The organism is Mesorhizobium loti CJ3sym (genome assembly GCF_000472785.1).
In the GTDB taxonomy this organism is placed as follows: domain Bacteria; phylum Pseudomonadota; class Alphaproteobacteria; order Rhizobiales; family Rhizobiaceae; genus Mesorhizobium; species Mesorhizobium loti_E.
Map to the genome: position 1 here is coordinate 341,231 of NZ_AXAL01000001.1, position 12,151 is coordinate 353,381.

General features: G+C 61.2%; 17 protein-coding genes and 1 tRNA gene. 9 read left to right on the top strand and 9 right to left on the bottom strand.

Annotation, left to right across the window (positions count from 1 at the left end):
- The first annotated feature begins 11 nt into the window (after positions 1 to 11).
- Positions 12 to 88: transfer RNA gene (locus A3A9_RS0101895), tRNA-Pro, on the top strand.
- An 81-nt stretch (positions 89 to 169) separates the two neighbouring features.
- On the opposite strand, the gene A3A9_RS0101900 is transcribed toward A3A9_RS0101895, so the two are convergent.
- Both A3A9_RS0101900 and A3A9_RS0101905 read right to left on the bottom strand, forming a co-directional pair.
- Positions 170 to 655 (bottom strand): YbaK/EbsC family protein, encoded by a 486-nt coding sequence (locus tag A3A9_RS0101900; RefSeq protein WP_027057274.1) that lies wholly within the window; start codon positions 653 to 655, stop codon positions 170 to 172.
- 183 nt (positions 656 to 838) lie between these two features.
- Positions 839 to 1,123: a helix-turn-helix domain-containing protein gene (locus tag A3A9_RS0101905; protein ID WP_027057275.1), complete on the bottom strand. Its 285-nt coding sequence runs from the start codon at positions 1,121 to 1,123 to the stop codon at positions 839 to 841.
- A 286-nt stretch (positions 1,124 to 1,409) separates the two neighbouring features.
- On the opposite strand from A3A9_RS0101905, the gene A3A9_RS0101910 reads away from it, so the two are divergent.
- The 5 genes from A3A9_RS0101910 (at position 1,410) to A3A9_RS38075 (ending at position 4,713) form a co-directional block, all read left to right on the top strand.
- Entirely contained in the window at positions 1,410 to 2,024 is a 615-nt protein-coding gene (locus A3A9_RS0101910; RefSeq protein ID WP_027057276.1) for a hypothetical protein, read from the top strand.
- Between the two features lie 171 nt (positions 2,025 to 2,195).
- A complete protein-coding gene (locus tag A3A9_RS42290) occupies positions 2,196 to 2,402 on the top strand; it encodes a hypothetical protein (RefSeq protein WP_082221837.1) in 207 nt (68 codons plus the stop codon).
- 87 nt (positions 2,403 to 2,489) lie between these two features.
- Entirely contained in the window at positions 2,490 to 2,663 is a 174-nt protein-coding gene (locus tag A3A9_RS44760; protein ID WP_161634469.1) for a hypothetical protein, read from the top strand.
- On the top strand, positions 2,660 to 3,628 hold the full coding sequence (locus tag A3A9_RS41670; RefSeq protein ID WP_051370655.1) for an ATP-grasp fold amidoligase family protein: 969 nt from the start codon (positions 2,660 to 2,662) through the stop codon (positions 3,626 to 3,628). The genes A3A9_RS44760 and A3A9_RS41670 overlap by 4 nt, the downstream gene beginning before the upstream one ends.
- Positions 3,629 to 3,729: 101 nt before the next feature.
- Positions 3,730 to 4,713, top strand: coding sequence for an ATP-grasp fold amidoligase family protein (locus A3A9_RS38075; protein WP_051370657.1), 984 nt, complete (start codon positions 3,730 to 3,732; stop codon positions 4,711 to 4,713).
- A gap of 172 nt (positions 4,714 to 4,885) precedes the next feature.
- Here the strand turns inward: A3A9_RS38075 and A3A9_RS0101940 are convergent, their stop codons facing one another.
- The 7 genes from A3A9_RS0101940 to A3A9_RS0101970 form a co-directional block, all read right to left on the bottom strand.
- Entirely contained in the window at positions 4,886 to 5,188 is a 303-nt protein-coding gene (locus A3A9_RS0101940; protein ID WP_027028530.1) for a hypothetical protein, read from the bottom strand.
- Positions 5,189 to 5,309: 121 nt separating this feature from the next.
- A complete protein-coding gene (locus tag A3A9_RS0101945; RefSeq protein WP_027028529.1) occupies positions 5,310 to 5,849 on the bottom strand; it encodes a MerR family transcriptional regulator in 540 nt (179 codons plus the stop codon).
- 214 nt (positions 5,850 to 6,063) lie between these two features.
- Complete coding sequence (locus A3A9_RS0101950; protein ID WP_010915609.1) at positions 6,064 to 6,387, bottom strand: integration host factor subunit alpha; 324 nt, start codon at positions 6,385 to 6,387, stop codon at positions 6,064 to 6,066.
- Between the two features lie 103 nt (positions 6,388 to 6,490).
- A complete protein-coding gene (locus A3A9_RS0101955) occupies positions 6,491 to 7,462 on the bottom strand; it encodes a beta-ketoacyl-ACP synthase III (protein ID WP_027057277.1) in 972 nt (323 codons plus the stop codon).
- 9 nt (positions 7,463 to 7,471) lie between these two features.
- Positions 7,472 to 8,542 carry a phosphate acyltransferase PlsX gene (gene plsX / locus A3A9_RS0101960; protein ID WP_027057278.1) on the bottom strand — a complete coding sequence of 357 codons (1,071 nt, stop codon included), beginning with the start codon at positions 8,540 to 8,542 and terminating at the stop codon, positions 7,472 to 7,474.
- A gap of 113 nt (positions 8,543 to 8,655) precedes the next feature.
- The gene (locus A3A9_RS0101965) at positions 8,656 to 9,204 is read right to left on the bottom strand and encodes a YceD family protein (RefSeq protein WP_027057279.1); all 549 of its coding nucleotides are present in this window, start codon (positions 9,202 to 9,204) and stop codon (positions 8,656 to 8,658) included.
- 3 nt (positions 9,205 to 9,207) lie between these two features.
- Positions 9,208 to 9,750: a ubiquinol-cytochrome C chaperone family protein gene (locus tag A3A9_RS0101970; protein WP_027057280.1), complete on the bottom strand. Its 543-nt coding sequence runs from the start codon at positions 9,748 to 9,750 to the stop codon at positions 9,208 to 9,210.
- A gap of 114 nt (positions 9,751 to 9,864) precedes the next feature.
- Between A3A9_RS0101970 and A3A9_RS0101975 the strand changes: the two genes are divergently transcribed.
- The 3 genes from A3A9_RS0101975 to A3A9_RS0101985 all read left to right on the top strand — a co-directional run bounded on the left by A3A9_RS0101975 (position 9,865) and on the right by A3A9_RS0101985 (position 12,082).
- Positions 9,865 to 10,377 (top strand): outer membrane protein assembly factor BamE, encoded by a 513-nt coding sequence (locus A3A9_RS0101975; protein ID WP_027057281.1) that lies wholly within the window; start codon positions 9,865 to 9,867, stop codon positions 10,375 to 10,377.
- A 195-nt stretch (positions 10,378 to 10,572) separates the two neighbouring features.
- Positions 10,573 to 11,082 carry a dTDP-4-dehydrorhamnose 3,5-epimerase family protein gene (locus A3A9_RS0101980; RefSeq protein WP_027057282.1) on the top strand — a complete coding sequence of 170 codons (510 nt, stop codon included), beginning with the start codon at positions 10,573 to 10,575 and terminating at the stop codon, positions 11,080 to 11,082.
- 1 nt (position 11,083) lies between these two features.
- A complete protein-coding gene (locus A3A9_RS0101985; RefSeq protein WP_027057283.1) occupies positions 11,084 to 12,082 on the top strand; it encodes a glycosyltransferase family 2 protein in 999 nt (332 codons plus the stop codon).
- Positions 12,083 to 12,151: the final 69 nt, after the last annotated feature.

The window sequence follows — 12,151 nt, forward strand, 5'->3', positions numbered from 1 at the left end:
CGCGACCGGTCCGGAGTGTAGCGCAGCCCGGTAGCGCACTTGACTGGGGGTCAAGGGGTCGTCGGTTCGAATCCGGCCACTCCGACCATTTTAAGCAAGGACTTGCCCCCGAAGTCCACCTGGCCAGATCAGCCAATTCTCGAACGCCGCTCCCTCTACCCTGCTGGTTTCAACTCGGATTGGATTCGGCGTCCAAACCCTGGCACACATCAACCCACGCCGCGCCGGTAAGCTCAACCATCCTCTGCGGGGCGATCCGCACCGCTGCGTTGGTGGCGCCAGCGGCAGGTACCACCTCGTCGAATTCGCGCAGCGACACGTCGCAATAGACCGGCAGCGGCGCCGGCAGGCCGAACGGGCAGACACCGCCCACCGGATGGCTTGTGGCAGTGACAACTTCCTCGGCGTCAAGCATGCGCGGCTTGCCGCCGAACTGGTCCTTGAACTTGCGGTTGTCCAGCCTGGCAATGCCGCTGGTCACGACCAGCATGGTGCGGTCGCCGACGCGCAGGCAGATGGTCTTGGCGATCTGCGCCGGCAGGACGCCATGCGCTTCCGCCGCCAGCGTCACCGTCGCGGAACTTGCTTGCGTGACGATGACCTCGATGTCAGGAGCATGAGCGGCGAAGAAGGCACGAACGGAGTCCAGGCTCATATCGGAAAAACCATGGGTCAAACCCTATTCAGGGCTAGGCGATTGGCAGGGATTTGGATGCACCCCGTATAAACACGTGCGATCGGCAAATGGGCAAGCCCGGCCTGCCGGAGAACACTGTCAAATCAAGAAGAAACCCGCCAAACGGGCCTTGGCGGGTTCTCTTGCATGACTTGTACTGATCTATGCCTGCGGTCGGCCTTGCGCGGCCGGCGTCGGTGCGGCGGAGGCGAAGGGAGCGTCCTGGGGCAGTCCAAGCGCGGACGCGATACGGCGCAGCTTCGAGCGATCGGCCGCCCGGCCGTTCTCGATATCCTCGATCTCGCCGACCGAGAGGCCGCAAGTCAGGGAAAGCTCTTCCACGCTGTATCCGCGGGTTTCCCGCATGGCTCTGAGGGTGGTGTAATCCGGCCCGATCTCACTGGCTAACGGTTCGGAGAGGGCATGGCTTGTTGCATTGTAGGGCATTGGCAACTCCGGTGGCTGAAAGCGTTTGATCAAAATGGAGTGTTGCCTGAGACGGCCGGAACATGCCCGCTCGCCGGCGATTTGCCAAGAGCCAAACAGGCCGTCACGCTATCGTGAACCTCTGGCATGCCACGCGGCGGTTTCACGCATATCGGCGCCATCAAGTTCTTTTGAACACGCCAACACCTTTTTGCCCGGAGGTTTGGGCCCACCTGTTCGTTGTTCTGATGCGCTGGGGTGAAAACCATCCGGTTCCAGCCAGCCCGTTCCCAGAAGGATCCCTGCAATGAACCTCAAGATAGTCATGGTCGTGCTCGGCACGATCTCAAGCCTTTCCGTTGCCGCCGTGAGCGGCGCTCAAGCCGCGGACGCGGTGCGCGTGCGCGGTACGGTGGTCAGTTTCGACCCATCGCTGCTCACCGTGAAAACCCGCCAGGGCGAGACTTCCGCGATCAAGCTCAATACCGGCTGGAAGATTTCCGGCGTCGCCAGCGCCTCCGAAAAGGACATCAAACAGGGCGATTTCCTCGGCATCGCCTCCGTTTCGAAGGCCGATGGCGGCAGCGGCGCACTGGAAGTGGTGATTTTCCCGGCCGCCTTGAAAGGCACCGGCGAGGGTGACCGCCCCTGGGACCTGCAGCCGAACAGCCGCATGACCAATGGCACTGTCGCCGACGTCACCGATATCAACGGGCGAGCTGTGACCCTGACCTACGACAACGGGCAGACAAAGAAGATTTCGATCCCCGACAGCACGCCAGTCGTGACCTTTGCCCCGGCCACGCCGACCGATCTCAAGCCAGGCGCGACGGTCTTCGTTAACGCTCAGCGTGAGGCTGACGGCACGCTGAGTTCCAGCCGCGTGGTGGTCGGAACCAATGGCGTGGCTCCGCCGATGTAGCTTTTTAGGCCTGCCGGTGGTGGCGACCAACCTGGATTTCCCAGAAACAGTCCAGAAACAAAATTCTACAATCGGGAAATACTGACGAAAAAAATGGGGTGCGTAATCCCATTCGCGGCGGTCGGGCTATCGACCCGATTCATATATGCCTGCGAAAAAAGGAAACGATCCATGAAGAAGTCCCTCGTCTCAGCCCTCGGGCTTGCAACTGCAGTTGCTTTCACGGTTCCTATGATCGGCGCAACCAGCGCGGAAGCGGCCCCGATGGCAAAGCATCATCATCATCGTCACCACCACCATCATCGCCACCACCACTGGCACCACCACCATCATCATCATCACCACCACCACATGAAGAAGATGATGAAAAAGGCATAAGCATACAGACTGCCAACGAGAAGACCGGCCTTGGCTTCTTGTCCAAGGCTGGTCTTCTCCTGGCTACGCATGCCAGGCCCGACATGAATGGGGCCGATCGAATTTCGCCTGATGGCGCTGCTGGCCCAAGATTTTCAGCGCCGCTCCGATACCACAACGATCAGCGAAATCTTTCACGCGGAGCCAAATCGCGATACGGCAAGGGATGTTTCTGACCGGTACCTGCACCGATCAGCCTTCGCCAACCAGGTATCCCGATGACGGCCAATGTTTCCCGGACAAACCGCCTTGTCCTGTCGGTCGCGCGATTGTGGCTGATGCTTCGCCACCCTGCCCTTGTCGTGCGATTTGTCATGAAGATGGGCTATCTGCCCAATCCGGCGGCGCCCGTACGCTACCATGAGCTTTTGCTCTGGCGAAAGATCCTCGATCACAATCCGCTGTTCGTGACGCTGACCGACAAGCTCGCGGCCAAGGCTCATATCCGTGACACCTGTCCCGGCATCGCCGTGCCTCGGACGCTCTGGTCCGGACGCAACCCTGCCGACATCCCGCCGGGCTTGCTGGCCGGCGACGTCGTGGTCAAGGCAAACCATGGCTGCGCCATGAATATGTTCGTTGCCAACTGTGAGCCCGATCGCGCTGCCGTCGTTCGCAAGGCGAGGCACTGGCTCAATAAGACTTATGGCCGGCGCGATGGCGAATGGGCCTATTGGCCCATCGTTCCGACCGTTTTCGTGGAGGAGCGGCTGCCGCTTTGCGGCGGGACGATCGCCACCGACATCAAGGTCCATATCTGCAGCGGCATGATCTCCCATGTCTGGGTCGAGGATAAGCAGGCCAAGCGTTCACTGCTGTTCGACCGGGAAGGCAACCCATTGCCCGGCCGCGATCCGGACTATCCCCGCGAAGATCAGGCCTTGCCTGTCAATGCGCGGCTCATCGACTATGTCACCCAGGCGATCTCGATGGCACCCGGCATAGCCGGAGACCTCGACTACGTCCGGATCGACTTCCTGGTCACCGACGAGCAGCTCCATGCCGGAGAAATCGTCATCTATACGGCCGCCGGCTATGGCACATGGACGAACCCGGCGATCGCGGCGGAGATCGAGCGGCTCTGGCGGCTCGATCAATCCGCATTCCTGCGCCGGCGGCACAGGGGAGCGATGGGGCTTTATGCGGACGCCCTTCGCGCCAGATGTCGGAGCGGCGCAAACCGCTGACAGGAGCCTTTTACGAAAGCACAAATCGCGATACGGGATGAATGCATCTGGCCGGCGATCCGCCCGGATCGGAATGAGCCAACAATGGCCGGGTATGCCTGATGACTGCCAAGGCCAGTTTTTCCTGGACAGGAGGCTTTGTTCTGTCGGTCGCAGGGTTGTTGCTGACCCTTCGTCACCCCGCGCTCACGGTGCGCTTCCTGATAAAACTCGGCTATCTGCCCAATCTGGCCACGCCCGAAACATACCATGAAATGTTGCTCTGGCGGAAAATCGTCGACCGCAATCCTCTGTTCGTGACGCTGACCGACAAGCTCGCTGCCAAGGCTCATATCAACAGCGCGTGCCCCGAACTTGCCGTGCCCCGGACCCTCTGGTCCGGCCGCGACCCCGCCGACATTCCTCTCGACCTGCTGGCCGGCGATGTCATCGTCAAGACAAACCACGGCTGCGCGATGAATATATTCGTTGCCAATGGCAGCCCCAATCGCGGCCTCATCATCACCAAGGCGAGGCACTGGCTGAAAAAACGCTATGGCCGCCGCAATGGCGAGTGGGCCTATCGGCCAATTGTTCCCACCGTTTTCGTCGAAGAGCGGCTGGCGCTGTCCGGCGCAAGGATCGCGACCGACATCAAAGTGCATGTTTGCAGCGGTGTGGTAACGCATGCCTGGGTCGAGGATAAGACGGCGAGGCGTTCGCTGCTTCTTGACCGGGACGCCAATCCATTGCCCGGGCGCGATCCGGACTATCCCCGCGAGGATCAGGCAGTGCCTGTCAACACGCGGCTTCTCAACTATGTCCGTCAGGCGATATCGATCGCCCCTGTCATCGCCGGCAACCTGGACTACATCCGCGTCGACTTCCTGGTCACCGACGATTGTCTCTATGGCGGCGAGATCGTCGTCTATCCCGGCGCTGGCTATGGCACCACCACCAATCCGGCGTTCGCCGGCGAAATCGAGCGGCTTTGGCGGCTCGACCAATCCGCCTTCCTGCGGGGGCGGCACAAGGGCGCCGTGCGGCTCTATGCCGACGCGCTTCGCGCCAGATGCCGGGAGCGACAGCAGGAATCGCTGACATGAATCGGAATGGCGGCCGCGCCCGAAAGCGAGCCGCCATTTTCTTCCCTAAACCACTCGTTCCGGGCTAGAGCGTCTCACCGTTTCGCGGAAACGGCGAACCACTCTATCTCTTTGTTTTTACGCAATTCCGGACGGAAAACCGCTCACACTTTTCCTGGAATGGCTATAGCAGTCAGCGCCGGCTGAACAGCAGGCTGGCGGCCAGGCCGAGCACCACGAGCCCAACCGCGGCGGCGGCGGTCGGATGGTCGCGGGCCGATTTCTCGATCACCCTGCCCTGCTTGCGGATTGCAGGCATGGCATCCCGCAGACGTCCGGCAAGATCGGAATAGGTGTCGAGCGCCGCATCACGACCATCTTCGTAATATGCGCCGCCCCGCTTCGAGACTGCCTTGCGCAACGCCGCGAGTTCTTTCGAGAGAACCGCGATCTGCCTTTCCAGGTCGATGTCCGAAAGGGTGGAAAATGATGCCATCATGCGTTTCCTTGTCTTGCTGAACAACGTCTTCTTGCTGGACGACGTCTTGCAGAAGGAAACGTAACGCCCCACCCCAAGGCGGGTTCCAGTTTCAAGGCTTTAAAGCGCTTCGCGGCGGTCAGCGCACCTGGTCAAGCAGACGCTTGCATTCCAGGAGGTCGAACAGCGCCTCCTGCAGCAGCGCGCGATTGTCGCGCGACAGTTTCGACGCGTCCGGCGTGACCGGGCCTTCCTCGTCGCTCTTGCCCAGGCCGAAAAAGCGGCGGCTGGGCTTGACCCTTGGCTGGCCAACCAGTTCATCATCGCCGCCGCGCGGCTGCGCTGCCGGCGTCAGCGGCACCTGGTCTGCCTGCTTTCGTTGCGAAATCGCCTCGACAGCGGCCATGTCGCCATTGCCGATGGCGACCAGGAAATGATTGCCGTTTTCGCGCAGCAGCTTCTGCACGCCTTTGATCGTATAGCCCTGGTCGTAGAGCATGTGGCGGATGCCCTTGATCAACTCGACATCCTGCGGCCGGTAGTAACGACGGCCGCCGCCGCGCTTCATCGGCTTGATCTGGTTGAAGCGCGTCTCCCAGAAGCGCAGCACATGCTGTGGCAAGTCGAGATCTTCGGCGACCTCGCTGATGGTGCGGAAGGCGTCAGGGCTCTTGTCCATGGGCGAAATCCTCACGCTGGAGCGTGGCCCGGAACGGTCTTCAGACGAGATCAATCTCAACGAAGAGAGAAGCGCATTCCGTTTGCGCGGAATGGATCATACGCTGAAAGCCAATCCAGCCATACTGCCGAATCGGACCTTATTTCAGCGGTTTGTGAAGCAATATTCAAGCCCGGCGTCATGGCTGGGCCGGTTTTCAACCGTACAATGGGGGCTATTTGCCGCCCTTGGCCTTGCTGTTCTGGTGGGAGCGCAAGATCCGGTTCTTCAGCACGTTCGACGATTTGAAGGTCATCACCCGGCGCGGCAGGATCGGCACCTCTTCACCGGTCTTGGGATTGCGCCCGATCCGCTCGTTCTTGGAGCGGACATGGAATGTCGCGAAGGACGACAGTTTTACCGTCTCGCCGCGGACGATGGCTTCGCAGATTTCATCCAAAACGGCTTCGACGAGTTCTGCGGATTCAGTGCGCGACAGACCGACCTTTCGGTACACGGCCTCGGCAAGGTCGGCGCGCGTAAGTGTCTTTCCCCCCATGCGACCGTCCCATCAGTTCAAAACACAAAAATCGGCACAACAACGGTAGAGCCTAAGTAATTGATCCGGCAAGGTCAAGGACCGAAACCAGACCGTTCGGCACTTACCAGCGAACCAGGACCGCGCCCCAGGTGAAGCCGCCGCCCATCGCTTCCAGAAGGACAAGGTCGCCCTTCTTGATGCGGCCATCGGCAACGGCGACCGACAGCGCCAGCGGCACGGAAGCAGCCGAGGTGTTACCGTGCAAATCGACCGTAACCACCACCTTTTGTTCGGCAATCCCGAGCTTCTTGGCCGAAGCGTCAATAATTCGTTTATTGGCCTGGTGCGGCACGAACCAGTCGAGATCGTCGGCGGTAATACCGGCCTGTGAGAATGTCGCCTCGATAACGTCGGTGATCATGCCGACCGCGTGCTTGAAGACTTCGCGACCCTCCATCCTGAGGTGGCCGACCGTTCCCGTCGTCGACGGTCCGCCGTCGACAAAAAGCTTGTCCTTGTGCGCGCCGTCGGAGCGCAGGCTGGCCGCCAGGACGCCGCGATCGGCGATCGTGCCTGTCCCCTCGCCTGCTTCCAGGACCAGGGCGCCGGCGCCGTCGCCGAACAGCACGCAGGTGGAGCGGTCGCTCCAGTCGAGAATGCGCGAGAATGTTTCCGAGCCGATCACCAGCACGCGTTTGGCCAGACCGCCGCGAATGTAGAGATCGGCTGTCGTCACCGCATAGACGAAGCCCGAACACACCGCCTGCATGTCAAAGGCAAAGCCGTGATGCATGCCGAGCCGGTTCTGGATCTCGACCGCGGTCGCCGGGAATGTGTTGTTGGGCGTCGACGTCGCCAGCACGATCAGGTCGATGTCGTCAGGCGTCAGCCCCGCATTGGCAAGCGCGGCGCGGGCCGCGGCCTCGCCCAGCGAAGCCGTGGTCTCATCGTCGGCCGCGATATGGCGCTGGCGGATGCCGGTGCGCTGGGCGATCCACTCATCCGAGGTTTCGACCATGCCTTCGAAATCGGCATTCTTCATGATGCGGCGGGGCAGCGCGGCGCCGGTGCCGCGCACGACTGATCTGATCAAAGTTCTTTCCTATTCCTTCGCGTCGGTAGCGACGTCGGATTTCCGAGATGACAGGGCATGCGGGTTGCGCGCATGAAACAGGTCGAGGTCGGCCTCGATGCGGTCAAGCAGATTGTTGCGCACCATGTCGTAACCGAGTTCGATCGCGGCGGCGAAACCGTCCGAATCGGCACCGCCATGGCTTTTGACGACAATGCCGTTCAGCCCCAGGAACACGCCGCCATTGGAACGGCCGACATCCATCTTTTCGCGCAGGCGATCAAAGGCGCCTTTGGCAAAGACATAGCCGATCTTGGCCATCAGGGTACGGCTCATCGCGGCACGCAGATACCCTGCGATCTGGCGCGCGGTGCCTTCCGCCGTCTTCAGCGCGATATTGCCGGCAAAGCCTTCCGTCACCACCACGTCGACCGTGCCCTTGCCGATATCGTCGCCTTCGACAAAGCCATGATAGCTCATCGAGGCCATGTTGGCCTCGCGCAGCATGCGCCCCGCTTCCTTGACCTCTTCCTGACCCTTGATCTCTTCCACGCCGACATTGAGCAGGCCGACTGTGGGGCGGGCGATGCCGAATACGGAGCGCGCCATGCCGGTGCCGAGAATGGCAAAATCAATGAGCTGGTGCGCGTCGGCGCCAATGGTGGCGCCGACATCCAGAACCACGCTTTCGCCGCGCAATGTCGGCCACAACGCCGCGATCGCTGGGCGATCGATTGTGGCCATGGTGCGCAGGCAGAATTTCGACATCGCCATCAACGCGCCGGTGTTGCCGGCGGAGATGCAGGCGTCCGCGGCGCCCGACTTGACCGCCTCTATCGCCTTCCACATCGACGACTTCCAGCGGCCATGGCGCAGCGCCTGGCTCGGCTTGTCGTCCATCCTGACCGCGATCTCGCAGTGGAAGAATTCGCTTACCTCGGCCAATCTGGGAAACTTGGCCAGTTCGGGACGCACCAATTCCTCGCGCCCGTAGATGACGAACCGGATGTCGGGACGGCGGGTCGCGACCGTCATGAGTGCCGGAATGACCACGGCTGGTCCGTGATCGCCGCCCATGGCATCGATGGAAATCCTGATCACGCGGTATTCATCTCACGGTTGGGCGGCAGGTCGCTTTAGCGATCGCAAAGTTTCGGCGAAAATAGCGGTTTTGGCTTTTCGCACAACCGACTTTTCCACCGCGGGCGAGGTTTTCAGGTTTTTCCCAGCAAGGATCGCAGTTTTTGCTGAAATTCATTCTCCGCCGCTTCTGTCTTGCCGCCGGCATCCAGCGACGCGCCCGGCCTGCGCGGATAGGGGTCGATCGCCAATCCGAAGAACTGTTCGGCCAGCGCCCCCACATCGATGATGTCGCCGGAGAATGTTTCGGGACTGTCGGGCCCGTCCGCATCGAGCAATATCTCGCCACCGCCTTCAAATCCCTGCCGCCCCAGCTTGGAATCCTCGGGCAGCAACAGCGCCTCGACCGGCTCGTCGATATGTGCTTGGACGGGATCGAGGGTGACGATGCAGGCCTGGGTGATGTCGGCCTCGACACGGCCACTGACCTTCACGCCATTGCGCTTCCAGGAGACCACCAGAAGTTCGGCACGATAGGCTTCGACCGACAGCAGCCCGTGCGCCTCGGCGAGCGCCGCACGCTGGGCGGCGTCGGCCTCGATCACCACGGGCAACCCTTTGTGCGGCAGCCGGGCGACGTTTGCGAAGAAGGAAACCGGGCTTTGCGTATCAGCATGTTTCATCAATCAAGCCTCCCTGGCGAGCGGAAACGCCACCGTGCCGGAGACGATTGATTCGGACGGCTGCGCGGCCAGTTGCCGGCAGGCGTCGGCGACATAGCTGGCCAATTGCGGCGCCTGCGGCCATATGCCGGCATCGGGCCGGACATTGCGGGCAAGTGCCGCGGTCAGCCCATCATGGTCATTTCTTTCCAGCGCATCATCATAGGCGGCGGTGCGGCCATAAAACATCTTCGCCAGTTTCTTCATGCGTTTGGGCACGCCGACATCACCAATGCCCAGTTCCCGCAGCGAATGATCGACGTCGAGGAAGAACTCGTCGATCAGCACTTGCGCGACCTCCTGCGCCGCGCCGTCCTCGCCGCGCAAGCGATGCTGGAACAGGAACATGTGCAGCGAAAGCATCTCGAAACGGCCGAGCGGCGTGTCCGGCACATTCCAGTGGGAATAAAATACACTCTGCCGCGCCGCCGCCACGATTTGTGCGTAAAGCGCGTCGGTGATGGTGCGGTTGGCGTGGCGTTCGCGACCAAAAAGGCGCTGGAACATGGGGATGGTCTCCGGGGACCGTTTGTTGAATTGGCCTTGTTGCATCGGCAAGCAAGCTGGTTTACCGGTTTTGCGGCCCAGCGCAAGTTGCGGCGATATAATGGAGAATTGTTGTTGCGCGCGCTGAATTTCAAGTCGACCTTCACATCCAGGCCCGCTGGCGCGATCTCGCTGCTGCTCTTCGTATCGGCGCTCTCGGCCTGCCACTCCAGCAAGATGTTCGGCGACCTCACCCCGAGCGAGACAATCACCCAAGGGTACGTCATCGACCAGCAGTCAGTCGATTCGGTGCCCGTCGGTTCCAGCCGCGAGCAGGTGCTTCTGGCTCTTGGCACGCCGTCGACCACGGCGACTTTCGACAATGAGGCGTTTTATTACATCTCGCAGACGCGCAAGCGCTATGTCGCCTTCGCCAAGCCGAGGCTGGTCGACCAGAAAGTGCTGGCGGTCTATTTCGGAGCTGACGGTCGCGTCACCCAGATCGCCAATTATGGCTTGAAGGACGGCAAGATTTTCGACTTCATCTCGCGCACCACGCCGACTGGCGGCAAGGATCAGAACTTCCTCAGCCAGATCATCAACGGTGCCAGCAAGCTGGCGCCCAGCATTCCCGGCGGCACTCCCTGATTATAAGACCCTGCTTCCCTTCGCGGAAAGCGGCAGCACCTCAGGCGACCGAAAACCCGTGGGAGCGATCCCGCGGGTTTTTGTTTGGCCAAGGCAAACCCTGCTTGCCAGCGTTGGGGCAAGCCCGTATCAAATCCGGCGGGTTTTGGGGTTTTGAAAATGGCTAATGGCGAGCGCGTAGCACCGGATGGCTGGATGGCCACGGGGACACCCGACCGGCAGACCGTGACATCAGACTGGCTTGCCATCGATCCTCCGGCAATCGATGGCGTCAGGGTCAAGGAAATCAGGCCTGTCGCGACCTCCAACGGCTATCTGACCGAGGTGTTCCGGGACGAATGGGATCTCGATCAATTGCCTGTCGGCCAGGTTTTCCAGCGCACGATGTATCCGGGTGCGGTGACCGGCTGGCATGCCCACAAGGTGACGCAGGATCGGCTTTTCTGTTGTGTCGGCAGTGTGCGTATATCGCTCTATGACGGCCGAAAAGCCTCCCCCAGCTTCGGCACGGTCTGGCACAAGATCGTCGGCGCCTTGCGCCCGGCGATCGTCATCATCCCGCCTGGCGTATGGCATGGCGTGACGGCGCTGGGACCGGAGATCGCCCTGCTGCTCAATCTGGTCGACAAGGCCTATGCGTACGACGCGCCCGACCATTGGCGCCTGCCGCCGGATACGGATCACATCCCCTATAAACTGGTGTAGCGTGGAACGATCCGGCCACTCCGACACAGCCGGGCAGAACGTGCCGCTCGTCTCGGTGGTCATTGCAACCCACAACCGGCCTGCCGCCTTGCGACAAGCACTGCGCAGCGTGCTGGGTCAGACCTTGCAGGACTTTGAAATTCTGGTGATCGGCGATGCCTGTCGCCCTGACACGGGAGCGACCATCGCCGAATTTCGCGACCCGCGCATCGTCTATGTCGACCTGCCGGTCAATTTCGGCGAGCAATCCGGACCCAACAATATCGGCTTTGCCAGGTCGCGCGGCCGCTTCGTCGCCTTGCTCAATCAAGACGATCTCTGGTTTCCCGACCATCTCGCCGCGACCACGGGATGGATCGACGCGACCGGCGCCGATGTGGTGATCGCGCGCGGCATCGTTGTTGAACCGCGACCCGCGAAAGGTACCCATGCCCGGAATTCGGTATTTGGGAATGGCAGAGGCGGCTTCTACGATCCCGCCATCACGACGGGATATGGTTCAGCCCAGATGGTCCGAAGAACATCCTTGGACCGGTTGGGTCCTTGGCGTCCCGCCAGCCAGTGCTACTGCGAAACATCGCAGGACTGGCTGTTTCGGGCTTGGCAAAAAGGCGCTGTCATCGCGACGATGCCTCATTTGACCGTTCTCAAACTGCATTCGGGCATGCGCAAGGGCAGCTATGTCGACGACGTGGCGAGGGAACAAGAGGATCTTATCGACGCAATGGCCACACCGGACGCCTTGCGTGTGCGGGTTCTCAGCGCGGCTGAGCCCCCGCTTCGTTGGAGAAGATACACCTATTTCAGGCGCAGATTGCTGGTGGCCTTCGGTATTCACCCAAGGGCGCTGTCCTTTCGTCGCCGACATAGGCGTGGCGCATTCGTCGCCAAGCTGCGCGAGATACGCGGCCTGGCGCCGATGCCGAAACGCGAGCCGAGCGCAGAAGAGTTGCTGACACTCTATCGCAGCCGGATAGACGCGACCGCCAAGGACGATTGAAAGCACCCTGCCCGACCAAAACGGGCAGTCTCAATGAAAAACCCGCGAGGATCGCTCCCCGCGGGTTTT

Excerpts from the sequence above, each read along its gene's own strand:
- A3A9_RS0101980 (WP_027057282.1), top strand. The coding sequence starts at position 10,573 with ATGGCCACGGGGACACCCGACCGGCAGACCGTGACATCAGACTGGCTT.
- A3A9_RS0101905 (WP_027057275.1), bottom strand. The coding sequence starts at position 1,123 with ATGCCCTACAATGCAACAAGCCATGCCCTCTCCGAACCGTTAGCCAGT.
- A3A9_RS0101950 (WP_010915609.1), bottom strand. The coding sequence starts at position 6,387 with ATGGGGGGAAAGACACTTACGCGCGCCGACCTTGCCGAGGCCGTGTAC.
- A3A9_RS0101940 (WP_027028530.1), bottom strand. The coding sequence starts at position 5,188 with ATGGCATCATTTTCCACCCTTTCGGACATCGACCTGGAAAGGCAGATC.
- A3A9_RS44760 (WP_161634469.1), top strand. The coding sequence starts at position 2,490 with ATGGGGCCGATCGAATTTCGCCTGATGGCGCTGCTGGCCCAAGATTTT.
- A3A9_RS38075 (WP_051370657.1), top strand. The coding sequence starts at position 3,730 with ATGACTGCCAAGGCCAGTTTTTCCTGGACAGGAGGCTTTGTTCTGTCG.
- A3A9_RS0101910 (WP_027057276.1), top strand. The coding sequence starts at position 1,410 with ATGAACCTCAAGATAGTCATGGTCGTGCTCGGCACGATCTCAAGCCTT.
- A3A9_RS0101970 (WP_027057280.1), bottom strand. The coding sequence starts at position 9,750 with ATGTTCCAGCGCCTTTTTGGTCGCGAACGCCACGCCAACCGCACCATC.
- A3A9_RS41670 (WP_051370655.1), top strand. The coding sequence starts at position 2,660 with ATGACGGCCAATGTTTCCCGGACAAACCGCCTTGTCCTGTCGGTCGCG.
- A3A9_RS0101900 (WP_027057274.1), bottom strand. The coding sequence starts at position 655 with ATGAGCCTGGACTCCGTTCGTGCCTTCTTCGCCGCTCATGCTCCTGAC.
- A3A9_RS42290 (WP_082221837.1), top strand. The coding sequence starts at position 2,196 with ATGAAGAAGTCCCTCGTCTCAGCCCTCGGGCTTGCAACTGCAGTTGCT.
- A3A9_RS0101965 (WP_027057279.1), bottom strand. The coding sequence starts at position 9,204 with ATGAAACATGCTGATACGCAAAGCCCGGTTTCCTTCTTCGCAAACGTC.
- A3A9_RS0101945 (WP_027028529.1), bottom strand. The coding sequence starts at position 5,849 with ATGGACAAGAGCCCTGACGCCTTCCGCACCATCAGCGAGGTCGCCGAA.